We start from the raw sequence: 25662 nt of genomic DNA, 5'->3' as shown, positions 1-25662 counted from the left end.
CAGAGTGTGCAAGGGCTCAGGCAACCATGTCGGATCTCATCACGGTTCTTTTTCCCATCCTGGTCGGTGTCTGCGCCGTCTCGGCGTTCGCTACCTACGGTCTCGGGATGTACGTTTTTGCAAAAAACCCTTCTTCGACGGTCAACCGCCTCTTCCTCGCAGTAGCGCTCAGTGCGACCTACTGGGCCCTCGGCGAGTACTTCCTCTGGCAATCTGCCGACTATGACGGCTACCACTTCTGGCTGCGGGCCAGCGCCCTGTGGACGTTTACCATTGTGCTTGCCGTCCATTTCACGCTTGCCTTCACCGGCCACCCGCTCACCCGAAGGGATAAACGTGGAATCCTCCTCATCGGCCTTTACCTGCCCGCCGTTCTCCTTGCACTGATCGGCATCTTCACCGACCAGATCTTTACGGTGATCTTCCAGCCCGGGATGGGGTATGTCTACCTGCCGGCGCCGGAAAGCGCCGTCTCCCTGGCCGCGAGGGCCTATATTGCCCTAGCAATACTTCTAGCGACATACATCGGCATCTCGTCCTGGCGGGGAGCGCCCCGGGGGAGGATACGACGCCAGAACCGGCTTGTCGGCATCGGTATCGCAACCATTGTCGGCTTCGGCTCACTCTCCGGGCTGATCCTTCCGGCTCTCGGGATCTATACCGTCAACCTCGTCTTCATCGGGATTGTCCTGTTCTGCCTTCTCATCGCCTATGCCATGCACCGGTACGGGTTGTTCACCCTGAGTCCCGAGACGGCTGTCCCGGAGATCATCCGGACGATGCCCGATGGCCTGCTCCTTACCGATATCGAGGGCAGGATCATCACGACGAACGCATCGGCCGCGGAGATCTTCGGCGTGGCCGAGGCCGATCTTCCCGGCCAGCCGGTTGGGCGGTTCGTCCCCGAGGAGATGTATGCCTCGATCCGGGCCGCCATCCTCGAACAGGGACGGGTATCGGATATCGAGGCAACACCCAACGGCAGGAAGGAGAGCGTCGTCAGCATCGCCGGAACGCTCGTCAGGAATCCGGAAGGGGATCCTGCAGGGTTCGTCATGATCCTCAGGGACATCACCGGCCGAAAAGCAGCGGAGACCGCTCTCCGGACGGCCAACCAGAAGTTATCCCTCCTCTCCCGGGTGACCTGCCACGATATCGGCAACGACATCACCGCCCTTGCCTGGTACCTCAACCTCCTCCAGGAAGACCGGACGCATCCCGAGGCCGACACGTATCTCTCCCACTCGATCGAGACCGTGGAGACGATCAAAAAGCACCTCGAGTTCTCCCGTGAATACCAGATGCTCGGCGTATACCAGCCGGTCTGGCAGCCGCTTGAGACGATGATTGCCGGGGCCGTCACCGGCATCCGCCACCCGGGAGTCGAGATCTCCACCCGTGTCGCCCCGGTGGAGGTTTATGCCGACCCGCTCTCGCCCAGAGTCGCGTACAACCTGATCGAGAACGCCCTCCGGCACGGGGGAGGAGTCACCCGGATTCTGGTGACGGCCGGCGAGCAGAGCGACGGGACGCTCACCGTGGCGTTCGAGGACGACGGGGCAGGAATCCCGGACGACGAGAAGGAGAGGATCTTCCGCTACGGGTTTGGGAAGAACACCGGTTTCGGGCTGGCGTTCTCCCGGGACATCCTCTCCGTAACCGAGATCGGGATCCGCGAGACCGGCACGGCTGGCAGGGGGGCCAGATTCGAACTCCTCGTCCCTCCCCGGGCATGGAGGCCGGCCGAGGAGGCGGATACATGATCCGGGGATGCAGGCACTGAGAGTCGCGCCGGGCTCCGTGAAGCGGGGGGCACACATGATGGTACTGGCGAGATCCCCTGTTCCATAGCGGCACGCGCCGCCTCTCTCCGAAAACTGCTACCACAAAGCACTTGCCATCCCGTATGCACTCTTGTATGGAGTTCAGATTTCCCATGAGCCAACCCTCGTTCCGGTGCGGAGAAGAGCACCCCTACACCCTCAACGACCTCGGCTGGACGGAAGAGCACGAAAGAGCCTTCTCGAAGTACACCGGGCCATACCTTCCCGGTCGCGTGGCCTGCCGGCAGAAGACGGTGTGGGACGTGCTCATCGACGGCGGTTCGGTCACGGCCGGGATCTCCGGGGCGCTACGGAGGCTCGGCCGGTTCCCGGCGGTGGGGGACTTCGTCGTGCTCCTCGACCAGCCGGAGGCCGGAACCACGGTGATCGTCGATATCCTCCCGCAGAAGACCCGGTTTGCCCGGGGGGCACCGGGACGCGAAGGCGGCGATCAGGTCATCGCGGCGAACATCGACACGGTCTTCATCGTCACGGCCGCCGGCCACGACCTCAACGCCCGCAGAACTGAACGTTATCTCGCGATCGCCCATGCATCCGGCGCCAGCCCGGTCATCGTCATCAACAAGTCCGACCTCGCGGACGACCCCGCAGCGCTCGCCGACGAACTCGCCGCGGCCTCTCCCGGCATACCGGTCATCCCCGTCAGTGCCGCGAGCGGGGAGGGCCTCGACCGGCTCGGCCCCTACCTCCTGCCGCGAAGAACAATCGCCCTCATCGGCTCATCAGGCGTCGGCAAGTCCACCCTGATCAACCGGCTCATGGGCCGCCCGGTGCAGGAGACCTCGCACACCCGGGACTACGACGACAGAGGGCGGCACACCACGACCGTCCGCCAGCTCTTCGTTCTTGAGGGCGGGGCGCTCATGATCGACAACCCCGGGCTGCGGGAGGTCGGCATCGGCACGGCATCCGCCGGCATCGCCGAGACGTTCCCCGAGATCCTCGAACTCGCGGAGGGCTGCAGGTTCTCGGACTGCCGGCACGAGGGGGAGCCGGGCTGTGCGGTCCAGGCGGCCGTCGCGGCCGGAGCCCTTCCCGCAGCACGGCTGGAGAGTTTCCAGCGGCTCATGCGCGAACTTGCTTTCGAAGAGGAGAAAGCGGAGATAGGGCTTGTCAGGCTCGAGAAGAAGCGCTGGAAGGCGATCGGGAAGTGCGCACGGGATATCGGGAAGATGAAGGGGAAGTAGGAACTGCCTTCCGGACCAGGCGGATCACCCCTTCTTTTGCAGAATGAAGAACTCGTAGCCGTACTCGCTGCCGTGCTCCCGGTGGACGGCGATCTCACGCTCCTCGAACTCGATGAGAGCCTCCGCTTCGGGATTGCCTGCGACTTTCGGCCGCAGGTCGGCGAGCCGTTTGCTCATCGGCGTATAGTAGTCGTCCCACCACGCGGATGCCGGAAGCGGGAAGGTCGCGACGACCTCGTAGCCGGCGTCTTCGGCGATAACGCGGTTTGCCGCGACCGTTTTTATCGCCGGGTAGCAGTCGTTCCAGAACTCTGCCGCCTCCGGCGAGGGGTCTTCGACGAACCAGGCGGCCTCGGTGAGGCAGAGGTAGCCGCCCGGCCGGAGAAGCCTCTTCCACGAGGTAAGGCCCTCCCGGAAGCCTATGATGAAGATCGAGCCCTCCACCCAGAGGACGTCGAACGATGCGTCCTCAAACGGGAGGGCGTCCATCGAGGCCCGGAGAGTGGTGATCCGATCGCCCACCCCGGCCGATGCCGCGCTCCGGGCGAGGTCGTCGAGGTAGGGCTGGTGGACGTCGGTGGCGGTGATACGGCAGCCGGGGCAGGTTCGGGCCAGTTCAACCGTCTGCATCCCGGCCCCGCACCCGATATCCAGGATCTCCGGCCGGGCGGGGAGATCGGCCAGCATCGAGAAAGCCTTCCTCGTACACTCGTTGCTCCCCGGCCCCTGGCGGGGCAGGCCCTCGTGCATCGTAAAAATAAAGGGGGGTTCCATGATAGTAATGCACTGTGCGGCTCTATAACCCAGGTGGTCGGAATTGCTCCTGATCGTCGCGGGAAACCGCCCGTGCCGAACCCGGGGCATACGCGGGGTTGCCCCGCCAGAGCTAAATACGATCGCCGCCCACTCATGCGTATGGAGCGTAAGACCCCCGCCTCAGAACTCCGGAACCGCATGGAACGGTTCCGGCTCCGCATGGATGCCGAGAACCCCTCCTGGGAGCTCGCCGCGATATTCGGGCGGACGAACCAGTTCTACCTCACCGGGACGATGCAGGACGGGGTTCTCCTCATCCCCCGCGACGGCGAGGGCGTGCTCTGGGTGCGCCGGAGCCTTGAGAGGGCGCTTGACGAGTCGCACTTCCCCGATATCCGGCCGATGAAGAGTTTCCGCGATGCGGCAGCCGTGATGGGGGCAACTCCAGGGACGGTTCACGTGGAGACGGAGATGGTACCCCTCGCGCTGCTCGAACGGTTCCGGAAGCACTTCCCGATCCGCGAGACACGATCGCTCGATGCACAGGCGGCGAAGGTCAGGTCGGTCAAAAGCGCTTACGAACTCGCGATCCTGGAGGAGGCCGGGAGGATTCACCGCCACGTGCTCGAAGACGCTGTTCCCGCGATGCTTCGCGAAGGGATGAGCGAGGCGGAACTCGGGGGCGAGGTCTTCTCGCACCTGGTACGGGAAGGGCATCATGGGATTGCCCGATTCGGGATGTTCGGGACGGAGATGATCCTCGGGCAGCTCGGCTTTGGAGAGAGTTCCATCTACCCGACCGGTTTCGACGGGCCGGGGGGGTGCCTCGGAGCGGCTCCCGGCGCACCGGTGCTCGGCAGCCACGACCGGAAGCTCGGAACCGGGGATCTGGTCTTCGTCGACTGCGCGTGCGGGGTGCAGGGCTACCACACCGACAAGACGATGACGTACATGTTCGGGCGACCGCTCCCCGAAGAGGCGATCGAAGCGCATCGCCGGTGCGTGGACGTCCAGAACAAAGCAGCCTCGATGCTGCGGCCGGGGATAGCACCCTCGGAGGTCTACGCGACGATACTCGACGGCCTGGAACCCGGGTTCCTCGAGAACTTCATGGGGTTCGGCGAGCGGCGGGTGCAGTTCCTGGGCCACGGCGTCGGCCTGCAGGTGGACGAGATGCCGGTGATCGCCCGCGGTTTCGACGAGCCGCTCGAAGAGGGGATGGTGATCGCCCTCGAGCCCAAGAAGGGGATCGCGGGTGTCGGGATGGTCGGGATCGAGAACACCTTCGTGGTCGGCCGCGGGGGCGGCCGGTGCATAACCGGGACGAATCCCGGGATGATCCCGGTATACTGAGAGGAGCCTCCACTTCTCTACGTAGGATTTGCGGCGAACGGCTCCGCCTCCAGAATCTCCTGCCCGAGGAAGTCCAGCAACGCCCGGTTGACCCGCTCCGCGTGCGTCCAGATGATCCCGTGCGGGCCGCCCTCGACTACCACCAGGCGGCTCTCTTTGGCCATCTCGCCGGTGCGCTTTCCCGATGCGGCGAAGGGCACGATCCGGTCCGTATCGCCGTGGATGACGAGAACCGGCACGTCGATGCTTTTAAGGTCGTCCCGGAAGTCAGTCAGCCACGCCGGGACACAGTCGAGCGTGCCCACCGGGGAGGCGGCGGCGGCGACGTTCCAGCTGAGGCGGACGGCCTCGTCGCTGATGAGGTCGCCCCCGAGAATATCGACGTTGTAGAACTCAGAGAGGAACCCGGCGAGGAACGCCGGACGGTCGGCGGCGATGCTCTCCATGATCCCGTCAAAGACGCTGCCCTCGACCCCCTCGGGATTGTCGTCCGTCTTCAAGAGGAACGGCGGGATCGCGGATATGAAGACCGCCCGCTCCACCCGCTCGCTCCCGTAGGTACCGAGATAGCGGGCGACCTCCCCGCCGCCCATCGAGAACCCGACGAGCGTGGCGTCGACGAGATCGAGTTCGGTCACGATCCTGTGCAGGTCTTCGGCCAGGGTGTCGTAATCGTAGCCGAAGGTCGGTTTCGCGGAGTTCCCAAACCCCCTGCGGTCGTAGGCGACGACGCGGTAGCCTGCATCGAGCAGCGCCGGCACCTGCTTCTCCCAGGATTTGCTCGATAGCGGCCAGCCGTGGATCAGGACGACCGGTCTCCCGGCACCGTGATCTTCGTAATAGAGGTCGATGGTGCCCGTATTTTCCTTACCGACGGTGAGATACGACATGAAATACCTCCTTGTTATGGGCTTCCGGAACCCACCGTACTATAAAAGATTGTGGCCCGGACCGTTCGTCCGAACCGGGGAGAAGTCCGGCGGCCGGGATCGAGAGACGGGCGCCTGAAAATGGATACCTATAATACCGCCAGTCCCCTGATCTGATCGATGGGAAACCACGCAAAGACGCTCAGGAACCTGCTCATCGCAGCAGGCATCCTCGCAGCGGTTCTGCTCGTAATTGTCGCGCTGATCGCGGCAAATCTCGGCCAGTCCGCGTCCGAGAGTTTCAGGTCGACGTATCACTACGAGCTGAAGGTCTCGACGTCGGGGCCGATCGAGGACGCGGTTCTCCTGATCCCTCTTCCTTCCCGTTACGACCCGGCAACCGGAACGAACGTCACCCCGATCAATCTCTCCCGGGCGAGTCTTCGCAACTTCGACAGCGATATATCGGTAAAGATCGAGAACGTCGACGGCGTTCCCATGCTGAATATCTCGGCCGACCGGATAGACCCCATCTACAAGAACCGCATCACGCCGATTCCAATCATGCCGGGGCAGAACGAGTCGGAACTCCCGAAGCCGACCCAGATCTACTCCGACCGATACTCGGAGGAGACACCGGTGCTCGTCGACAGGGAACTCCACCTGCACGACGCCGATCCCGGCCGCGAGATCGAGACCCGAATGCCGATCGGGACGGAACCCCTGCTTGCGCCCTACCGGATCGTCGGCAACCTCACCGGCTCCGACGATCATCTGAGCCCGGGATCGTCCGGGTACGTCGTCGAGGTGCCGTTCATCTTCTCGTTCGAGGCCGCCGACGATAACGTCCTCACCATCTCGGCCGACCTTCAGGGGAGAAACGAGTGGTGGGTCATGGGCTGGCAGTTTAACTCATACCACGAGCAGGTGCGCCACGAGTTCACGGGCCCGTGCAACGGCACCTACCTGGTTAAGGGCGTCCTCGTGACGGGCGAGGGCGTGTACTGACGCTCCACCGATCGCAGGCTATCCCGGGGGAGCACAAAAACACCTCTTTTTAATCCCGCACCGTGGAAGATCTATCATGAGCAAAAACCTGAGCGGCCGGAACCCACTGCCGGAGGGACGGCCATGACGGATCGGCATACCGATGCACCACCCGTACCGCCCCGGGCCTCGCGAACCGAATGGTACATGAATATCGCGGTCGAGACCGCCCGGCGGTCGACCTGCATCCGGCGGTGCTACGGTGCGGTCGTGGTCAACTCGGCGGGAGAGATCGTCTCCACCGGGCACAACGGTGCGCCGCGGGGGGAGGCCCATTGCGATGAGTTGAACACCTGCATAAGGAAGCAGTACAACATCCCCTCCGGCGAACGCTACGAGTTCTGCCGCTCGGTGCACGCGGAGATGAACGCGCTCCTGCAGGCGGGACGGGCCGCAGCCGGTTGCACGATGTACCTGGCCGGGTTCGAGCGCCTGACGGGAGCGCCTTCCTACGACCCCCCCTGCCTGATGTGCTCGAAGATGCTGGTGAACGCCGGCATCGACAGGGTGATGGTCAGGACTCCGGACGGGCTCGGGGAACTCGACCCGCAGGAGCTCTACCGGCAGCACCTGGATCGCGTGATCGCGAAGGTCTCGGGGAAGTAGCGTGCGCACGGCGGAACGAAACCGCCTTGCCGGCCGACATACCCGGGCTCCTACGGCTCCACGAGAACGACAGGCTTGATCAGGTCTTTCGGCTTCTCCTTCATCAGGAGGAGAGCCTCTTCCAGCTTATCGAAACCCTTGAAGACGTGCGTCGCCATGAGCGACGGGTCCATGCGTCCGTGCATCACCACCTCGGCCAGTCTCTCCATCCTCACCCTTCCGCCGGGACAGAGCCCGGTCATGATGTTCTTATCCGCCATCCCGAACCCCCAGGTGATCCGGGGAAGCGGGATGATGTCCTGATCGCCGATACCCGAACCAAAGTAGTTGATGTTCGAGATCACCGATCCGGGTCTGGCCGCGTTTACGGCATCTATCATCACCTCAGGCCCGCCGCCGGCGACGATCACGGCATCGACACCATATCCGCCTGTTTTGTTCCGGATCTGCTCCGCGGTGTCTCCCTCCTTGTAGTTGATGATGTCCGTAGCGCCGTACTCCTTCGCCACCTTAACAGCGGCAGGCCTCGTGCCGACGGCGAAGATCCTCCCGGCGCCCCGGAGTTTCGCACCGGCGATGGCGGAGAGCCCGACCGGCCCGATACCGAGGACGGCCACCGTGGACCCGAACTCGATCTGAGCGTTCTCCGCACCCATAAACCCGGTACTGAGCATGTCCGGGAGCATGACCCCCGCCTCGAGAGGCATGCCCTCCGGCAGGTGCGCGAGGTTGTAGTCCGCCAGATTTACGTGGAAGAACTCGCCGAAGACACCGTCCTTGAAGTTCGAAAACTTCCAGCCCCCGAGGGGTCCGCCGGTCTGCGAGGGATACCCGCGCTGTGCGGCTTCCGTCTCCCAGTCGGGAGTGATCGCCGGTACGATGACCCGATCGCCGGGCTTGAAGTCCCGAACCTCGCTCCCGACTTCGTCGACGATCCCGAGCGCCTCGTGCCCCAGGATGAGGTTGTGCCTCTCGCCGATCGCTCCCTCCCAGACGGTGTGGACATCGGACGTGCACGGAGCGAGCGCCAGCGGTCTGACGACGGCGTCTCTCGGGCCATACGCCGGCTTCTCCTTCTCTATCCATCCGATCTCTCCGATCCTGAGCATTGCCAGGCCTTTCATCATCTACCCCTTCTTCTGACCGGGGTCAGAGGGGGAGATCCTATAAAAACACCGGGGTCACCGCCGACCTTCCGGCGATCGCGCAGAACCGGAAAAGGGCGGGAGCATCGCGCAGACGTCATGCCGATGACGATACAGGCCGTTCGGGAAGGAGACTGGATGATGACCGGTTCTCGCAGCGGGCAGACAGATCTCCCGATGCAACCGGAAGCGAGAGAATCCGCCGGCCATTCACCAGCCCGCTTCATCATCTCGCATGTACTTCAGTATAAAGCGATATCGCAATGATCAGAACCCAATTAATAGAGAACTGCTTTTTTTACCCCCGCACTCCAGGAACTCCTGCGTAGCCCGGTAGCGCTACCGTTATTACTATATATGGGTAATTCACTGTACCTGCCTTTTACCAGGAGCCCACACCAGATGCCGCCGCCCCCGGAAGTTCAACCAAGGAAGTCTGATCCTGCAGGCCGGGATGAGATTTCACAGGAGATCCCTTCAAAGGCCGAGAGGCTCGCCGATGAGCGGATCAGGAAACTCCAGGCAGAGATTGACGCCCTCCGCCGGGAGAATGCAGAACTCAGGCTGGCCGATACCGAACGCAGGAGAGACGAGGAGGAACTGCGCAAAGAGAAAGATAGAGTAGGCGCCATCCTCTCCGCACTCGACACGGGGCAGTCCCTTGTCGACCCGGATATGACAATCGCCTGGGTCAACCAGGAGGCCCGTGACATACTTCCCGAACAGGAGCCCGTCGGCCAGAAGTGTTACCGCTACTTCGAAAGTCTGGACGAACCGTGCGAAGTCTGTGCAGCACAGCGCGTCTTTGCAACGGGCGAGGTTACGAGAGTAGAGAAGTGCGTTTTGCGCCGTGGGCGCTGGATGAATATCGTTGCCCAGCCGGTGAAAGATGCATCCGGCCGGGTAACACATGTCCTCGAGAGTTTCACCGACATCACCGAGCAGAAGCAGGCGGAAGAAGCCCTGCGGGAGAGCGAGGCCAAGTACCGAACCCTCGTGGAGACCGCTCTCGACATCGTCCTCATTCACGACAGTGAGAAGATCCTCTACATCAATCCAACCGGGGTGAACCTTCTCGGCGCATCCAGTCCGGATGAGATCCTCGGCAGAAACTTCCTCGAGATCGTTCATCCCGACTTCCGCGACCGCACCCAGGCGAACGCTACGATGGATCTCCAGGGCGAACCTTCGCCAACCACCCAGCTCCAGCTCCTCCGGCTGGATGGAACCCCCTTCTGGGTGGAGGGGAAAGGAGTCATGACCTCCATTGCCGGCACCCCCGCCGTCCAGGTGATCATGCGGGACATCACCGGGAGAAAGCAGATGGAGGATGCCCTCCGGGAGAGCGAGGAGCGGTACCGTTCCCTCGTCGAGCTCATGCCGGATGCCGTGGTCGTACACCGGGACGGCATCATCGTCTATGTGAATCCTGCCTGTGTCCGGATTGGGGGCGGGAGGGGTCCCGAAGACATCGTGGGCAAACCGCTGGATCTCTTCGTCTCCCCCGAATACCGCGAGCGTATCGCCGGGCATATCCGCCGGATGGAACAGGAAGGTACATTTACCCCATTCGCCGAACAGGAACTCAGAACCTTCGACGGCCGGACGATTCAGGTCGACATCACGGCCACCCCCATACTCTATCGGGGCAGGCCCTCTATCATGGTCGTCTTCCGGGATATCACCGAGCGCAAGCAGGCTGAGGCGAAACTCCATGCCGTCATGGAACGGGAGCATCTGAGAGCCACCGAACTGGATGCTACTCTTGCGGCGATCGCGTCGGGCGTCATCATCTACGATGCCAACGGAACCATCGTCCGGGTGAACGAAGCGGTGCGTAAGATGATCGACAGGGCGCCGGCATCTCTCGATCCAACCCATTTCGAGGAACGCCGGGAGATTTTTGGGGTTCTCCGTCCGGATGGGACGCCGCTGCCGCTGGAGGCGACCCCCTTCTACCGGGCGTTGCACGGAGAGACCGTACAGGGTGAAGAAGTGATGGTTACCCGCCTGAACCGGGAACCGCTCTGGGTGGACACGTCGGCAGCTCCTATCCGCGACAGCAGCGGTGTTATCGTCGGTACCATTGCCATCCTCACGGATGTCACCGAGCGTAAACGTGCACAAGAAGCGCTCGTACGTCATACCGATGAACTCACCCGGCTTCACGGCGATCTGGAAGCCGCGAACCGGGAGACGAACCTCTACCTGGACATCCTCACCCACGATATCGGCAACACCGAGAACGTCTCCAAGCTCTACACCGATCTGCTGCTCGAGACGCTCGACGGCGAAGCCGCCGAATACGTGGAGAAACTCAAGCGGAGCATCAACAAGAGTATCGAGATCCTGGGCACCGTCTCAACCATCCGCCGGATCTGCCAGGCTTCACCGGAACCCGGACAGACGGATCTCGACGGGGCTATCCGGGGAGCGATCGAGAACTTCCCCACCAGCGCCATCCGCTATACCGGGGCTCACCATCAGGTTCTCGCAGACGACCTGCTCCCCGTGGTCTTCAACAACCTCCTCGGCAATGCCATGAAGCACGGCGGTCTCGGGGTCGGGGTCGCGATCCGGGTTGAAGAGAAGGACGGCGAGGTGCTGGTGACGGTCGAGGATACCGGCCCGGGTGTGCCGGATGAGGAGAAGGAGGCCATCTTCCATCGGTACCAGCAGCAAAAGCGGGGCGTCGGCGAAGGACTCGGCCTCTACCTGGTGCAGATCCTCATCGCGCGCTACGGAGGACAGGTCTGGGCCGAGGACAGGGTTCCGGGCCGACCGGAGGAAGGGGCGGCGTTTCGGTTTACCCTGAAGAAGGCGTGAGAAGAAGGCGGCCCGTCGAGCGGCACCAATCCTGCGAGGGGTGTCCTAGTAACGGGCGAAGGCATGTGCCGACCCCCCGGGATCCTTCTTCTCCACAGCACCATCCCCGATGGCGACAAACAGGCGCCGGAAGTCCGTACGACAGCCCATTGTGCCACCATTACGAACCTTTTAAATATTTGATCTCATTCAGAGGGAACCTCACAGAGGTGAGTTCACGCAGGAGTTGAAGAATCAACGCGATGCGTGGGATGAGGTAACTAGCCGGCATATCCACCACCCGCTCAGGGCAGTGATCGGCGTCGACGATCTGAACAACACCTATATCGACGGCAGCCAGAAACGCCTCATCTCAAGAGCGGTCGCGCTGGAGCCGAGCTTTACGGTGCTCGATTACGGGTGCGGCGTCGGCCGGTGGACGCTCTGGTTCGCCCGGCAGGTGCACCACGTCGTCGGGGTGGACATCTCGCCGAAGATGGTGGAGACGGCGCGGCAGGAGGCGGATGCGGCGGGCATCCAGAACGTCGAGCACCACACCGTCAGGAAACTGCCGCTCCCCTTTGAGAACAGCACGTTCGACCTCGTCAATGCCGTCTGGGTTCTCCGGTACATCACCGACGACGACGAACTTGCACGCACCGTCAAAGAGATCTGCCGTGTGGTCCGGCCCGGGGGGCATGTCACGTTCATCGAGAAGATCGCACGGAGACAACCGGTCTTCAAGGAGCATGAGGGTGAATTCAGCGGAGCCGCGGCATACCGGGAATCGGAGCAGTATCGAACGCTCTTCGAGGGATGCGGTATGGTGATGAAGGAGAGCGGAGTCTCGAGCGCATCCCCTCTTTACTGGCCGTATGCCTTCGTCCGCGACACCCTAAAGCGCCGGGGCATGCCGGATCTGCTATCGCGGTTAGCTCCCTCCATAATCTCTGCAAGCATCACGAGCGAGAACCTGACTGCACGGATGATGCACTTCCTGGACGATCGCGACATCATCTCCTGCAGCCACCGCTTCTTCTGCTTCCGGAAACCGGAGAACGGCAATACCCGATAACGACCTTCAGGGAAGAGACCTCTCCCTAACTCCTTTCTGCGGCAATGACCGAGAACCCGGCCCCGGACTCTATCTCCGCCACGCAAAACCCGGCGCGCCGGAGGGATTCGAGGATCTCGTCAATCGAGTAGAACCGGGCACGGGAGAGGAACCGATGTTTATCTCTCTCGTGCAGGTACTTTCTGGCAACCTCTCCATCCCGCTCGAGGAACCCGAGGACGAGCGTTCCCCGGGGGGCGAGGATCCGGTGAACCTCATGAAATGCCGGGACTGGGTCGTCCAGGAAACAGATGACCGTCACCATGAGAGCGGACGAACACGACCCGTCCCTGATCGGGATCGACTCCGCCCGCCCGCGGATCACCTCGATCCCTCGCCGCCGCGCCATCCGGCCGAGGGCGAGCGAGGGCTCGATCCCGAGCGCGATGCCGAGCGGCGCGGCAAACCGCCCCGACCCGACACCCACCTCGACGGCACGACCGTCGGGACGGGGGAGGAGACGCCGGATCCTGGCGAGTTCCGCGTGGTACACGGTGCGGTGCTCCTCGAACCAGCGATCGTAATCCTCTGCGAACTCCTCGAACACATCCCAGGGCATTGCGCCTTCCTTCAATCAGGCCCGTACAGGTGTTCTCTCACCCGTCTTCCGACCGCCTGCTCCCTCTGTTTCAGCATCCTAAGATCCAACGGCCCTTCCCGGTAGGAGGAGAAGAGGAGGTAGAGGAAGTCTATCGTCAGGTCCATGACCTCTTTCTTGAACCTGACCTCGACGGTGGTGTCCCCGGCAAGCCCTTTGATGGAGAACCAGTCGGTCTTCTCGAACTTGTAGAACCCCTCGCCGATCTTCGGGAGCGCCTCAACCTCCCCGAAGTCCTCCAGGTAGGAGAAGAACCCCGCCGGTACCGGTTCGCTCAGGAGGAACTCCTTCATGAACGAGCCGTCGGCACAGGATTTATGGCGAATCGAGCGACGAATCCGCATTTCTCGCAATCTCCTTTATCGCCTCTGCGGCTGTCCGGCACTCTTCGTCCGTGGTGAACCAGGAGAGGCTGAGCCGCACGGAGCCTCTCCCGCCGTCGATCGCCCGATGCACGAGGGGCGCACAGTGCAGCCCCGTGCGGGCGACGATCCCGTAGGCACGGGCGAGGATGAACCCAACGTCGTCGTTCTCCAGCCCCCGGATGTTGAAGGAGACGATGGGGAGAGCGGGCGACTCGTTGTAGACCGTGACGTTCGGCTCTTCTTTCAACTCCCTGATAATAAACGCCGTCTGGCGCTCCGCCTTCTCTGCGATGGCCTCGACTCCGATCGAGGCGATGTAGTTCACCCCGGCAGCGAGCCCCGCAAGACCGGGGTAGTTATGTGTTCCGGCCTCGAACCGCTCCGGCATCTCCCGGGGCTGGAAGAGCGAGAAGGAGTCCGTCCCGGTTCCCCCGTAGCGTGTGGGAGCGATCGAGTCCGGGTCGCGCAGGTAGAACCCCCCGGTGCCGGGAATCCCGAGAAGGCCCTTATGTCCGGTGAAGACGTAGGCGTCGACCGGGAGGTTTCCAAGATCGACGGGGATGTGGCCGGCGGTCTGTGCCCCGTCGACGATGAAGTAGACCCCGCGATCATGGAGGATCTCGCCGATGCCGGCGACGTCCTGCACGGAGCCGAGCACGTTGCTCCCGTGGGCCGTGACCATCAGCCGGGTATCGGGCGTGATGGCCGCTTCGACGGCATCTGGGCGAACGGAACCGTTCTCGAAGGGAAGGACGGTCAGGCGGATACGGCCCTGCCGCTCGAGTTCGTGAAGCGGTCGCAGAACCGAGTTGTGGTCGAGTTCTGTCGTGATGACGTGGCACCCTCTCTCTTTGGCGAGAAAACCCTGGATGAGGATGTTCAGGGAGTCGGTCGCGTTCTGGGTGAAGACCACGTGCTCCGGCGGGTCTGCGGCAAGAAAGCCCGCGAGCGCCTCCCGGGCCAGCGTTATGTAGTCCTCGCCCTGGCTCCCGGTGGTTCTTCCCGACCCGAAGACCGGGAGGGCGAGGGACTGCCCGACGGCCTCGAGCACCTCCGGGGGTTTCGGCCAGGTCGTGGCGGCGTTGTTCATGTAGATGATCGGCGGATTCTCAGCCATAAGACTCGGTTTGAATGGTTCTGTCCTCTGCGGCCAAAAAGAGATCGCTCCGGGCAGTTCACAACACTTATCCTGCAGGCACCGCATACACATCTTCGATGGCCACAATAACCGCCGGGCGGCTGAGGGAGGCGGCAGAACTGCTCGGCATCCGTGACCGGGCCAGCCTGAGTGAGATCCGCGCCCGCTACTCGGAGCGGATCAAGGAGTGGCACCCGGACGTGTCGCAGAGAGACCCGGCGGAGTCGCACGAGATGACGATACGCCTGAAGGCGGCCTACGACCTCCTGGTCGATTACTGCATGAACCGTCCCGTCTCGTTCAGGATAGAAGACCTTGAACGAGACCTGGAGCAGAACCCCGCCGACTACTGGATGAACCGGTTCGGCGACGACCCGATCTGGGGCTGACGCCCCGCCCCCGTCATGAACCGCGCCGTTTCTGTGCGAGATAGATCGGTATGCCCGCCAGCATGACCGCGCTCCCGACACCGACGGCCGCGGCCGGCAGGGTGAACGCGAGCACGAGACAGCCAAAAAGACCGAGAACCGCGAGGTGTCTCCCGTACAGCCTCTCCCGCTCCGTCAGGGTGTATGCGGAGAGGTTCGTGACCGCGTAGTACAGCAGCACGGTGAAGGAACTGAACCCTATCGCCGTGCGAAGGTCCCCGAGCAGCACCACCGCGACCAGGATGATGCCGACCGCCAGTTCGGCGAGGTGCGGAACCCTGTGCACCGGGTGAACCCGGGCGAGAACCGAGGGCATCCTTCGGTCCGCCGCCATGGCAAAGAGCATCCGGCTGATGCCCGTCATCAGGGAGAGGAGCACCCCGAGCGTCGCGAAGGTCGAACCGACCCTGACGATCCACTGCCACCGGCTAAGGCCCGCCCCGGCGAGCGCCGTCACCAGGGGGGCGCTGGACTCCGCGAGCAGGGCAGGCCCGACGAGGAGGAGCGCCGAGACGACGACGGCAACGTAGACGAGGAGCGTGATACCGAGGCCGAGCACGATAGCCCGGGGGATGGCCGTCTCCGGATCTCTGACCTCTTCTGCCAGGGTGGCGATCCTCGAATACCCCGCAAACGCGAAGAACCAGATCCCCGCCGACTGGAGAATCCCGTAGAGGCCGTTCGGCCCAACGATCGGGCTTATGTTGTCGATATCCGGCTCGCCGACGAAGAGAAGGGCAACAACCGCGGCAAGAGAGAGCAGAACCACCACGACGATGACCTTCGTCGCACGGGCGGTCTTCTCGATCCCGTGGTAGTTCAGTACCATGAACGCGATCACCGCCCCCGCGGCAAGGAGCCGTGCATACTCCGGGGCCAGGTAGTAGCCGAAGGTGAGTGCGACGGCAGCGCAACTGGCGAGTTTCCCGACCACAAAACCCCAGCCCGCAACCCAGGCCCAGAACTCGCCCAACCGTTCTCGCGCGTAGACGTAGGTGCCGCCCGATGCCGGGTAGAGGCGGGCGAGCTCTGCGGACGAGGAGGCGTTGCAGTAGGCAACAGCGGCCGCAATCGCAAGGCCGAGAAGCAGCCCGGCCCCGGCCGCGGCCGCCGCCGGTGCAAGAGCCGTGAAGATGCCCGCCCCGATCATGGAGCCGAGCCCGATGAAGACGGCGTCCCCCGTAGTCAACCTTCGCGAGAGCCTGCTCGGCCGGATTCCACCGCGAGGGGTCGCTGCCATACGCCCTCCACGCTCACGACGACCGGCGGGATAGTTAACCGTTCCGGCGAGAACGAACGCAGGGAGGAAAGGGAAAGGTGCCGCCACGGGCGGGATACCCAGAACGTCCTTCATTTTGCCGGGATCTGCGATACTTTGATATAGGGTTGTCCGGGTATACCCACTCCTCTCTTCGGGGGAGCATACGAGACTGGTGATCGGTTGATGCGGAACAGGAACGGAGACGGCGCGAAGAGCGGACCCACCCTCATATCATGGAACGTCACCTACCGGTGCAACCTGCGGTGCGCCCACTGCTACATGGATGCCGGGGACGGGGGAGGGGCTCTTGAACTCTCCACTGGTGAAGCAAAGATGCTCATCGACCAGGTCAAACAGGCAGGTTCCCCGGTGCTGATCCTCAGCGGGGGAGAACCCCTGCTGCGGGACGATCTCTTCGAGATCGCCGAATACGGGACGCAGCGGGGGCTTCGCATGGCTATCGGGACGAATGGAACCCTGATCGACGACCGCGCCGCGGTGCGGCTCGCCGGGGCGGGTATCCGGAAAGCGGCGATAAGTCTCGACTCGGCGGATCCAGGGGTTCACGACCGGTTCAGAGGGGTGACGGGTGCCTGGGAGCGTGCCGTCGCGGGCATCGAGGCCTGCAGGGATGCCGGTATTCCCGTTCAGGTGCACACGACGGTGACCCTGCAGAACCACCGCGACCTGGAGGGGATCGCGGAATTCGGGGAGAGCCTCGGGGTGCGCGACTTTCAGTTCTTCTTCCTCGTCCCCACGGGGAGGGGGAAGGAGGTCGTCGACATCTCCCCGGAGATGTATGAGTCCCTGATACGCCGAATCCTCCGGCTGAGAGCAGATAGGGGTCTCTCTATCCGCCCGACGTGCGCCCCGCAGTACGTGCGGATCGCGGCCGGGATGGGGCTTCCCGTAGCCGAAGGAGAACGGGGATGCATTGCCGGCATCCGCTACTGCAGGATAGACCCGACGGGCGAGGTCACCCCCTGCCCCTACCTCCCGCTGGGTCTCGGGAATATCCGGAGAACTCCGTTCGCCGAGATCTGGAACGGGTCGGAGGTCTTTGCGGCCCTCCGCTCCGGCGAGGGGCTGAAGGGCAAATGCGGTGCGTGCGAGTACCGTTCTGCCTGCGGGGGGTGCCGCGCCCGGGCATACGGGATCGCGAAAGGGGGTTCGGGTACCGGCGACTGCCTCGCAGAAGACCCCTGGTGCCTCTACGAACCGGGGGTGCGGTGAGTGCGCCTCGACCCGCTCGACCGGGCGCTCCTCCAGCAGGTGCAGGACGACTTTCCTCTCGATCCCCGGCCGTACCGGGTCATCGGCGAAGCGCTCGGGATGCCGGAACTGGAGGTGATGGCGCGGCTGGCCGGTCTCTCCCGCCGGGGGGTGATCAGGCATATCGCGCCGATCCTGGAACCCGGAAGTCTCGGGATTCGCTCTTCCACGCTCGTCGCGATGCGGGTGCCGGAAAAGCGGATGCACGAGGTCGCGGCAATCGTGAACGGGTACGACGGCGTCTCCCACAACTACCGCCGCGACGACGATTACAACCTCTGGTTTACCGTCGCCGCTGCGGGCGAAGAGGAACTCCAGAGGATACTCGAGGAGATCGTGCGGCGGTCGACGATCCCTCCCGGGGACGTCCTGAACCTTCCCATGGTGCGGAGGTTCAAACTCGACGTCCGGTTCCGGTTTTTAGCGGAGGAAGACGATGATGGACAGGGTCGATAAAGAACTACTCATATTGACACAGGACGGTATCGGGTTTGAGGAGAGGCCGTTTCTCCGTGCGGCGAGAAGGCTTCGGATCAGCGAGGAGGAGGTCGTCGCCCGGCTGGGAAGGCTCGTTGAAGCCGGCGTCGTCCGCCGGTTCGGGACGAGGATCAACCCCCGGAAAGCCGAACTCATGGCGAACGCCATGGTGGTCTGGCGCGTTCCTCCGGATCGCATCGCCGGGATCGGAGCCGCGATGGCGGAGAGCCCCGACGTGACCCACTGCTACGAGCGCCGCACCATCCCCGGTCGCTGGGAGTACAACCTCTACACCGTGCTCCACTGCCGCGACCGCGATGACCTGCACCGCAGGGTCACGGCCCTCTCCCGGGCGGCCGGTGCCGCCGACCACCGGGTTCTCGTCAGCACCGAGGAGTTCAAGCAGCAGCCGAGCGGCCGGATCGGGCCAGTAGAAGAGGAAAGGCGTCTGCAATGAACCGGATCACGAGATACATCCACGCGACCGGCACGGTCAGCGAGGTAATCCGGCACCGTGCGGCCGAAAAGAGACCGAGCGGCATGCTCGCGTTCTCCGAACTCCGCCGGCCGGTCGTCTTCTGGAACATCACGAACCGGTGCAACCTCCTCTGCTCCCACTGCTACATCCGGGCAGGGCCGGGGCGGGGGCGGGAGGACGAACTGACGACGGAGGAGGGGCTCGCTCTTATCGACGACCTTGCAGAGATGCGGGTTCCCCTTCTGCTCTTCTCCGGCGGCGAGCCGCTCGTCCGGGAGGACTTCTGGGAACTCGCCGGGCACGCGAAGGAGAGTGGCCTCACCACCGCCCTGAGCACCAACGGCACGCTGATCACGCCGGTCGTTGCACGGCGGCTCCGCGACGCGGGGGTGGAGTACGCAGGCGTCTCGCTCGACGGGGCGACCGCCGAGACGCATGACGGTATGCGAAACGTCCCGGGGAGCTTTGATAAGGCTGTCTCAGCGCTCGATAACTGCAGATCCGCCGGGCTGAAGTGCGGCGTCCGGGTGACGGCGACGCGGGAGAACTACGCCGAGATCTGCGCCCTCATCGACCTCTCCCTGGACACCGGGGCGGAACGGTTCTGCGTCTACTGGCTGGTCCCGAGCGGCCGGGGAGGGGAGGGGTATGACGCCCGGCAACTTCGATCCCGGGAGATTGCCGGCCTCCTTGACCTGCTCATCGAGAAGGCACGCGAGGTAGACCCGGCGGCCATGGAGTTCCTCACGGTCGACGCACCCCAGGACACCGTATACCTCCTCGAGAGGCTGGATAAGGACGATCCTTCCGCATACGAGAGTATGTGCACCCTTCTTGCACACGCCGGCGTCGGGTGCAGCGCGGGAGACCGCATCGCAAACATCGATCCCTCCGGTGCCGTCTACCCCTGCCAGTTCGCCCAGATGGACAGACTCAAGGTCGGGAGCATCCGGGAGAAACCGTTCAGCACTATCTGGAACGACCCGGAGAACCGGATCCTCGCCGACTTCCGGAGAAAGAAGGATCTGGTCGGGGGCTCCTGCGGGCGATGCTCCTACCGCGACCGTTGCGGCGGCGGGTGCAGGATCCGGGCGTTTGCCGATACCGGCGACCTCTGGGCCGAAGACCCGCTCTGCCCCATCCGCCGCGAGGAGCCACGGGAAGGGGCGTAACCGGGGAGGGCCGATCCTCAGGACATCTGTTTTAAAGGCGTATTTGACGGATATGGCCGTTTTACGCGCCCGCCCGGGCCGCGCAGTTACATTTATGAGACCCGACCGGGATGTGGGGGCACGCCCGCCGGGGGAGCAGCGGTGTTCGACCGGGCGGGGCGAGAGGGGTGCAGGTGAGAGAGTATGGATGAGAGGAGAAAGATAGATGAGAAGAGCAAGCAGGAGCAACTCGACGAGTTCCGTCAGAACCCGGAACGCGAGTACCTGACGACGAACCAGGGGGTTCGGGTAAGCCATACCGACGACTCGTTAAAAGCGGGGGAGCGGGGGCCGACGCTCCTCGAAGACTTCCACTTTCGCGAAAAACTGACGCATTTCGATCACGAGCGGATCCCCGAGCGGGTCGTCCACGCCCGGGGATCGGGCGCCCACGGCTACTTTCAGGTCTACGAGCCGATGACCGCGTATACGAGGGCGGCGTTCCTCCAGGATCCGGGGAAGAAGACGCCGGTCTTCGTCCGGTTCTCGACCGTCGTCGGGTTCCGCGGCTCCGCTGATACGGTCAGGGATGTCCGGGGGTTCGCGACGAAGTTCTACACGGAGGAGGGGAACTACGACCTTGTCGGCAACAACATGCCGGTCTTCTTCATCGTGGACGCCGTCAAGTTCCCCGACCTCGTACACTCCATCAAACCGGAGCAGCACCACCAGATGCCGCAGGCCTCCGCCGCCCACGACACCTTCTGGGACTTTGTCGGGAACCTGCCCGAGATCACGCACATGATCATGTGGGTTCTCTCTGACCGTGCGCTCCCGAGGAGTTACCGGATGATGGAGGGGTTCGGGGTCAACACCTTCCGGTTCATCAACGCCGAGGGGAAGGCGCGGTTCATCAAGTTCCACTGGCGACCGCAGCTCGGGGTTCACTCGCTCGTCTGGGACGAGACGCAGAAGATCGCCGGGAAAGACCCGGACTTCAACCGCCGCGACCTCTGGGAGGCGATCGAGATGGGAGACTACCCGGAGTTCGAGCTCGGGGTGCAGATGATCGAGGAGGCGGACGAGCACAACTTCGAGTTCGATATTCTGGACGCGACGAAACTCTGGCCCGAGGAGGAGGTGCCGATCCGGTGGATCGGGAAGATGATTCTGAACCGGAACCCGGACAACTTCTTCGCCGAGACCGAGCAGGTCGCCTTCTGTCCGGCGAACGTCGTGCCGGGGATCGACTTCTCGAACGACCCGCTCCTCCAGGGCCGGCTCTTCTCGTACCTGGATACCCAGCTGATACGCCTCGGCGGCCCGAACTTCCAGGAGATCCCGATCAACCGGACGCTCGCGCCCGCCGCGAACAACCAGCGGGAAGGCTACAACCGGATGACGATCGATAAGGGTGTCGTGAGTTACTTCCCGAATGCGCTCGGCGAGAACAAACCCCGGCCGGCCCGGGTGGAGGAGGGCGGCTACGCCCACTACCAGGAGAAGATCGAGGGGAGGAAGATCCGTGCACGGAGCGAGAAGTTCAACGACCACTTCAGCCAGGCGAAGCTCTTCTGGAACAGCATGTCGGACGCGGAGAAGGAGCATATCGTCAAGGCCTTCCACTTCGAGCTCGGGAAGGTCTCGGACTCCGGGGTCCGCAAAAGGGTGGTGGACCTCATCAACAACGTCGACGGCGATCTCGCGATACGGATCGCGGAAGGGATCGGGGTGCCGCCCCCGGCGGAGAAGGGCGCGTCCTCCGGCACGAAGAAGTCCCCGAACCTCAGCCAGGAGAAGACCGTCAAAGACACCGTCAAGAGCAGGAAGGTCGCGATCCTCGCTATGGAGGGCTACGACCACGACGAGGTGATGCAGGTGAAGAAGGCGCTCAAGGATGCGGGCGCTCACCCGCAGATCGTCTCGCAGTTCCACGGCAAGATCAAGTCCGCCGACGGTAAAGAGATGGAAGTCGATAAGAGTTACGTCACCACCACCTCCGTCGTGTACGACGCCGTGTATGTCCCGGGCGGGAGGCATGCGGATACCCTGAAGAACCAGGGCTTCGCGATCCACTTCGTCAACGAGGCCTTCAAGCACTGCAAACCGATCGGAGCGATGGGAGAAGGGATCGAACTCCTGAAGGCATCGGATATCAAGGGCGTGACCTTCGTCGATGCAGGAACCGGAGGAGAGGCCGTCTCCGAGATGGGGGTCGTCACCTGTGGGAGCCAGGGGGACGTGAACTCGTTTGTCGAGCAGTTCAAGACGGCCATCGGACGGCACCGCCACTGGGACCGGGAGAAGAAGGAGCAGGTGCCCGCCTGACGCGGAACGCTATAGGGCACCCTCCCGAACCACTTCTTTTGCACGTTGCCTTGTCAGCGCGGGGAGCAGCACCGGGAGTCGGCGATTGCCCGATACACGAACCCCTGTGCAGTAGCCCGACCGGGGAACCATCGCATCCGGTGAAAGCCACTCCGGGTGCGCTCCGAGATCGTCGCAATTGTCCGGGATCGCGAAGTACAGTCGGGCCCTCGGGTGGAGACTGCTGAAGATTGTCGGGGAGCCACGCCTTCGACCGGGCGGTTGCGGAAAAAGACGGGAAGCTTCCCGGGCCGCGATGAAGTCATCCAAGGAGTATCGCAATCTTCTGCACCAGAGCCTCAGCTGCGCTCACCGCAAATTCCGCTTCGGCGACAGATATTATACCCACGGCATCGTAGACCGAACTGTGCCGCTTGCGGCGCATACGGTCGAAGATAAGAAGATCATCTTCGCCAAGGAAGAGCCCGGCAAACTTTACCACCGAGATGTGCTGGTTTGCACCGTCCGGGCGGTATCCTCTGGCAAACATCAGAGCCCGGCCGGCCTGGAGGGTCGCGTTGTAGGCGATGTTGTACGCCCAGTCGCAATCGGTCGAAAGAAGCGTGCGAGCGGTTCCAATGTCCCGATGGGCGAGCGCCATCGCATCGGCCACTTTCTTCGGATCGCGGGGGAGCCTCTTTATCAGCCCCAGTCTCTCAAGGTCTTCGATCATCGCAGGTTCCGACGATCATGATCTTTCTCTCACTCAATACATTCTTTACGAAAGGATCTCCGGCCTCCCTTCGTCGCGCAAACTCGCTGCCGTGCATGAGCGTGTAGTTGATCTCACGATTGATCGCACGCTCGCTCGCATGCACGAGCGGGATCAGCACCTCTTCGTTCAGATCGCCCACGATGAAAAGGTCGATATCGCTCCTTCCCCCTGCAGTGCCTCTTGCAAACGATCCGTAGATGAAGATGCACTCGATATCCTGCAGGGGTGAGAGGTTCTCCCGGATAACCCGTGCAACCCCCTCCGTCTTGAGCACGAGTTGCTGGAGGTCGTTGTAGAGGAAAAAATCAAGGTCGACCGTGAAGTATTGCTGGTTTCCCCGCCGTCTCCCGGTAAGAAGCCCGAACGATTCCAGGTTTGCAAGCTCGCGGCGCACCCCGTTGATGTTCTCGCCGGTCATGCGGACGATTTCGCGGATATAGAACTCGCTTTCCGGGTTGAGGAGAAACAGGGTGAGGAGTTTCACCCGGACCTTTGAGGAGATGAGTGCCTCAAGCATGAATACCTAATGTATTCAAAAGGATAAATAATGTATTCATATGAGTACAATATGTATTCATCTATCCGGCCCACGACAGACCCTGCCGGGGTTTTTCAACTGCGCAGCTTCGGCGAGTTGAACCAGAGGCCGTGGAGCCGGTGCGACGGATCATCCTTTTTGAAGACGAACCGGAGCGCCACCCCGTCCTCCCGCTCGAACGTTGCCCTGTAGGTCACGGCGATGTACTCGCCGGTCTGTGTGACGACGGGATCGCTTCTGGACTCATAAAGCCCGATCCGGGACGTGACGTCTTCACGGTTCCGCTCAAACGCGGCCTCGTCGAGAGCCTGCTTCATCTCCGGGCTGAAGTCGCGGGAATACATCGTGTAGTTGCCTTCGTTGAAGCCCTGCATGACATTGTCGACGATCGGGTCCGCGTATGCAAGCACCTCTGCCGCCGCCTCGCCGGAGACCACCGTCTCCTGGCCCATGCAGCCGCATGCAGAGACCGCGGCGAGGAGGAGCAGGGCGGCGAGGAGTGGAACCAGGGAGAATTTCATAGGATAAGGTCGAATTAAGAGGAGATTAAGATAGGGATCAAAACGAGGGAGGCCGACAGCACGGCGACGCAGGAGACCGTCTTACGGTCACGAGACCCCTCATCCTTCAACCCGATACATCCCGCCGGGCACAAGCATCTCGAACCGTGCCCCTTTCCCGGGCTCGCCCGTCTCGGTGATGCCGATCCCGGTGATCCCGAGAATCTCCCGGATCAGGAAGAGCCCGAGCCCCGTGTTCTTCCCGACGCCCCGGTTGAAGATCCGCTCTTTCTCTCCGGCAGGAACACCGGCGCCGTCGTCCTCCCAGAGGAGGATGAGATCTCCGTTCTCTCCCGGGCGACGCCGGACGCGGACCCGGGTCGCCGTCTCCCCATGCCGGATCGTGTTGTCCATCAGGTTGGAGAAGACCGTTGCAAGCATCGGATCCGCGTAGACGACAAGATCTCCGGCCTCGTTCTCGACCGGCAGCCCGTGAAGCACCTCGGGCCTGACCACGTCGGAGACCCGCTGCCACTCCGGCGACCGGACACCGAGATCCGTGTAGTCCCGGGTGAACTCGATCTGGCGGCGTATCCGGTCGGCTGCGCCCTGCACCCGGGCGAGGTACTCCGTGATGTCCTGATCAGGCTCGGCCTCCTGGGCAAAGAAGAGGTTGCCGAGAAGGATCGTCAACTGGTTCAGGATGTCGTGCCGGGTGATGCTGCTCATCAGGTTGAGTTTCCTGTTCGCAACCGCGAGGCTGTTCGTCTGCCGGACGAGTTCCTCGGCGTGATACGCGATCTCCTTCTCCAGCGCCATGTACTCGCTGATGTCGAGAACCGTAAACGTCAGGGCGCGGGAGGCGTCCGCCGGATCGAGAGGGGTGCCGGAGAAGAGCACGTCGAGAGTCGCTCCGTCCTTGCGCATACAACGGGTCTCGAGCGTGCATGTCCCGGACTTCTCGATCTGGGCGTACATCCTCTGCAGGGCGGACTCATACTCCGCGTCACCCGGAGAGAGCAGCCGCAGGGGCTGGCCGAGGAGTTCGCCGCGGGTGTATCCGACGATCTCGCAGAGCCGTTCGTTGACCTCCGTGACGACGCCATCCAGAGCCGTTCCGATACCGGCGGGGGCGGTGCGGAAGATCTTCTCCGCCCTCTGCTTCCCGGCCAGTTGCCGGACCGCATTGGCAAGTTCGGCAAACTGCGCCCTCGGGTCGCCGCCTTTCGGGAGGTAGAAGTCGGCACCGCTCTTCAGCGCCTCGATCGCCACTTCCTCGCGCCCTCTGCCGGTGAAGATGATGAAAGGAACCTGCGACCCCGTCTCCCGGACCTGCTGTAAGAGAGCAATCCCGTCCATCTCCGGCATTATGTAGTCCGAGACGACCACGTCGTACCGGCCGGTTCGAACCATATCAAATGCCTTCAGCGGGCTTGGGGTTATATCGACGGTGATCTCTCCCGTCCGTTCGAGGAAGGCACGGCCTATCTCGAGCAACGCCTCTTCGTCGTCCACGTAGAGGATGTGATCGGGGCCGGCAAGGGACTGCACTATACCTACATGAGAGAGGAGATATAAAAATCGTTTCTAATTGTAAAGGCCGTATTGAATCGGATCGGGGCATTACCTGGAATGAAAAGAGTGCCTT

Annotated in this window: 24 protein-coding genes; 13 read left to right on the top strand and 11 right to left on the bottom strand. The window is 63.0% G+C overall.

All coding sequences use genetic code 11. From position 1 onward, the window contains the following. Positions 1-26 precede the first annotated feature (26 nt). Together MCUHO_RS06665 and rsgA are read left to right on the top strand one after the other, a co-directional pair. Complete coding sequence (locus MCUHO_RS06665; protein ID WP_067075545.1) at positions 27-1763, top strand: histidine kinase N-terminal 7TM domain-containing protein; 1737 nt, start codon at positions 27-29, stop codon at positions 1761-1763. A gap of 173 nt (positions 1764-1936) precedes the next feature. Further along, positions 1937-3031 (top strand): ribosome small subunit-dependent GTPase A, encoded by a 1095-nt coding sequence (gene rsgA / locus MCUHO_RS06660; RefSeq protein ID WP_067076207.1) that lies wholly within the window; start codon positions 1937-1939, stop codon positions 3029-3031. Between the two features lie 24 nt (positions 3032-3055). Here rsgA and MCUHO_RS06655 read toward each other — a convergent pair whose 3' ends face one another. After that, on the bottom strand, positions 3056-3718 hold the full coding sequence (locus tag MCUHO_RS06655; RefSeq protein ID WP_235808192.1) for a class I SAM-dependent methyltransferase: 663 nt from the start codon (positions 3716-3718) through the stop codon (positions 3056-3058). 228 nt (positions 3719-3946) lie between these two features. On the opposite strand from MCUHO_RS06655, the gene MCUHO_RS06650 reads away from it, so the two are divergent. Further along, positions 3947-5140: a M24 family metallopeptidase gene (locus MCUHO_RS06650; protein ID WP_067075540.1), complete on the top strand. Its 1194-nt coding sequence runs from the start codon at positions 3947-3949 to the stop codon at positions 5138-5140. A gap of 17 nt (positions 5141-5157) precedes the next feature. Here the strand turns inward: MCUHO_RS06650 and MCUHO_RS06645 are convergent, their stop codons facing one another. After that, positions 5158-6030, bottom strand: coding sequence for an alpha/beta fold hydrolase (locus MCUHO_RS06645; RefSeq protein ID WP_067075537.1), 873 nt, complete (start codon positions 6028-6030; stop codon positions 5158-5160). 159 nt (positions 6031-6189) lie between these two features. Between MCUHO_RS06645 and MCUHO_RS06640 the strand changes: the two genes are divergently transcribed. Then, positions 6190-7017: a hypothetical protein gene (locus MCUHO_RS06640; RefSeq protein ID WP_067075533.1), complete on the top strand. Its 828-nt coding sequence runs from the start codon at positions 6190-6192 to the stop codon at positions 7015-7017. A gap of 123 nt (positions 7018-7140) precedes the next feature. Next, positions 7141-7662, top strand: coding sequence for a deoxycytidylate deaminase (locus MCUHO_RS06635; protein ID WP_067075530.1), 522 nt, complete (start codon positions 7141-7143; stop codon positions 7660-7662). Positions 7663-7712: 50 nt separating this feature from the next. On the opposite strand, the gene MCUHO_RS06630 is transcribed toward MCUHO_RS06635, so the two are convergent. Further along, positions 7713-8789 (bottom strand): NAD(P)-dependent alcohol dehydrogenase, encoded by a 1077-nt coding sequence (locus MCUHO_RS06630; protein ID WP_328585627.1) that lies wholly within the window; start codon positions 8787-8789, stop codon positions 7713-7715. Between the two features lie 420 nt (positions 8790-9209). On the opposite strand from MCUHO_RS06630, the gene MCUHO_RS06625 reads away from it, so the two are divergent. Together MCUHO_RS06625 and MCUHO_RS06620 are read left to right on the top strand one after the other, a co-directional pair. Beyond that, complete coding sequence (locus MCUHO_RS06625; RefSeq protein ID WP_067075527.1) at positions 9210-11633, top strand: PAS domain S-box protein; 2424 nt, start codon at positions 9210-9212, stop codon at positions 11631-11633. 226 nt (positions 11634-11859) lie between these two features. Further along, a complete protein-coding gene (locus tag MCUHO_RS06620) occupies positions 11860-12687 on the top strand; it encodes a class I SAM-dependent methyltransferase (RefSeq protein ID WP_161485885.1) in 828 nt (275 codons plus the stop codon). A 25-nt stretch (positions 12688-12712) separates the two neighbouring features. On the opposite strand, the gene MCUHO_RS06615 is transcribed toward MCUHO_RS06620, so the two are convergent. The 3 genes from MCUHO_RS06615 to MCUHO_RS06605 are packed head-to-tail and all read right to left on the bottom strand — an operon-like array spanning position 12713 to position 14806. After that, a complete protein-coding gene (locus MCUHO_RS06615) occupies positions 12713-13285 on the bottom strand; it encodes a class I SAM-dependent methyltransferase (protein WP_067075521.1) in 573 nt (190 codons plus the stop codon). Between the two features lie 11 nt (positions 13286-13296). Continuing rightward, positions 13297-13668, bottom strand: a complete 372-nt coding sequence (locus MCUHO_RS06610) for a hypothetical protein (protein ID WP_067075518.1) — start codon at positions 13666-13668, stop codon at positions 13297-13299. Continuing rightward, positions 13640-14806, bottom strand: coding sequence for an aminotransferase class V-fold PLP-dependent enzyme (locus tag MCUHO_RS06605; RefSeq protein ID WP_067075515.1), 1167 nt, complete (start codon positions 14804-14806; stop codon positions 13640-13642). Before MCUHO_RS06605 ends, MCUHO_RS06610 begins: the two co-directional genes overlap by 29 nt. Positions 14807-14904: 98 nt before the next feature. Between MCUHO_RS06605 and MCUHO_RS06600 the strand changes: the two genes are divergently transcribed. Then, positions 14905-15216, top strand: a complete 312-nt coding sequence (locus MCUHO_RS06600; protein ID WP_067075512.1) for a J domain-containing protein — start codon at positions 14905-14907, stop codon at positions 15214-15216. A 13-nt stretch (positions 15217-15229) separates the two neighbouring features. On the opposite strand, the gene MCUHO_RS06595 is transcribed toward MCUHO_RS06600, so the two are convergent. Next, entirely contained in the window at positions 15230-16495 is a 1266-nt protein-coding gene (locus tag MCUHO_RS06595; RefSeq protein WP_067075509.1) for an APC family permease, read from the bottom strand. A gap of 204 nt (positions 16496-16699) precedes the next feature. Between MCUHO_RS06595 and MCUHO_RS06590 the strand changes: the two genes are divergently transcribed. The 5 genes from MCUHO_RS06590 (at position 16700) to MCUHO_RS06570 (ending at position 22222) form a co-directional block, all read left to right on the top strand. After that, positions 16700-17749, top strand: coding sequence for a radical SAM/SPASM domain-containing protein (locus tag MCUHO_RS06590; RefSeq protein ID WP_067075506.1), 1050 nt, complete (start codon positions 16700-16702; stop codon positions 17747-17749). Beyond that, positions 17750-18244, top strand: a complete 495-nt coding sequence (gene ahbA, locus MCUHO_RS06585) for a siroheme decarboxylase subunit alpha (protein WP_067075503.1) — start codon at positions 17750-17752, stop codon at positions 18242-18244. Next, positions 18225-18722, top strand: coding sequence for a siroheme decarboxylase subunit beta (gene ahbB, locus MCUHO_RS06580; RefSeq protein ID WP_235808191.1), 498 nt, complete (start codon positions 18225-18227; stop codon positions 18720-18722). The genes ahbA and ahbB overlap by 20 nt, the downstream gene beginning before the upstream one ends. Next, on the top strand, positions 18719-19915 hold the full coding sequence (locus MCUHO_RS06575) for a radical SAM/SPASM domain-containing protein (protein WP_067075497.1): 1197 nt from the start codon (positions 18719-18721) through the stop codon (positions 19913-19915). The genes ahbB and MCUHO_RS06575 overlap by 4 nt, the downstream gene beginning before the upstream one ends. Before the next feature lie 183 nt (positions 19916-20098). Then, on the top strand, positions 20099-22222 hold the full coding sequence (locus tag MCUHO_RS06570; protein WP_067075494.1) for a catalase: 2124 nt from the start codon (positions 20099-20101) through the stop codon (positions 22220-22222). A gap of 301 nt (positions 22223-22523) precedes the next feature. Here MCUHO_RS06570 and MCUHO_RS06565 read toward each other — a convergent pair whose 3' ends face one another. The 4 genes from MCUHO_RS06565 to MCUHO_RS06550 all read right to left on the bottom strand — a co-directional run bounded on the left by MCUHO_RS06565 (position 22524) and on the right by MCUHO_RS06550 (position 25565). Next, complete coding sequence (locus MCUHO_RS06565) at positions 22524-22934, bottom strand: hypothetical protein (RefSeq protein WP_067075491.1); 411 nt, start codon at positions 22932-22934, stop codon at positions 22524-22526. Beyond that, positions 22918-23493 (bottom strand): nucleotidyltransferase domain-containing protein, encoded by a 576-nt coding sequence (locus MCUHO_RS06560; RefSeq protein WP_067075488.1) that lies wholly within the window; start codon positions 23491-23493, stop codon positions 22918-22920. The genes MCUHO_RS06565 and MCUHO_RS06560 overlap by 17 nt, the downstream gene beginning before the upstream one ends. Before the next feature lie 95 nt (positions 23494-23588). Further along, positions 23589-24035, bottom strand: a complete 447-nt coding sequence (locus MCUHO_RS06555) for a DUF3887 domain-containing protein (protein WP_235808190.1) — start codon at positions 24033-24035, stop codon at positions 23589-23591. A gap of 99 nt (positions 24036-24134) precedes the next feature. Further along, on the bottom strand, positions 24135-25565 hold the full coding sequence (locus tag MCUHO_RS06550) for an ATP-binding response regulator (RefSeq protein WP_067075485.1): 1431 nt from the start codon (positions 25563-25565) through the stop codon (positions 24135-24137). Positions 25566-25662: the final 97 nt, after the last annotated feature.

The sequence above is a fragment of the Methanoculleus horonobensis genome, assembly GCF_001602375.1.
Lineage (GTDB): Archaea > Halobacteriota > Methanomicrobia > Methanomicrobiales > Methanoculleaceae > Methanoculleus > Methanoculleus horonobensis.
Note: the sequence above shows the minus strand (reverse complement) of the source record. Positions and strands in the feature narration are given on the sequence as shown.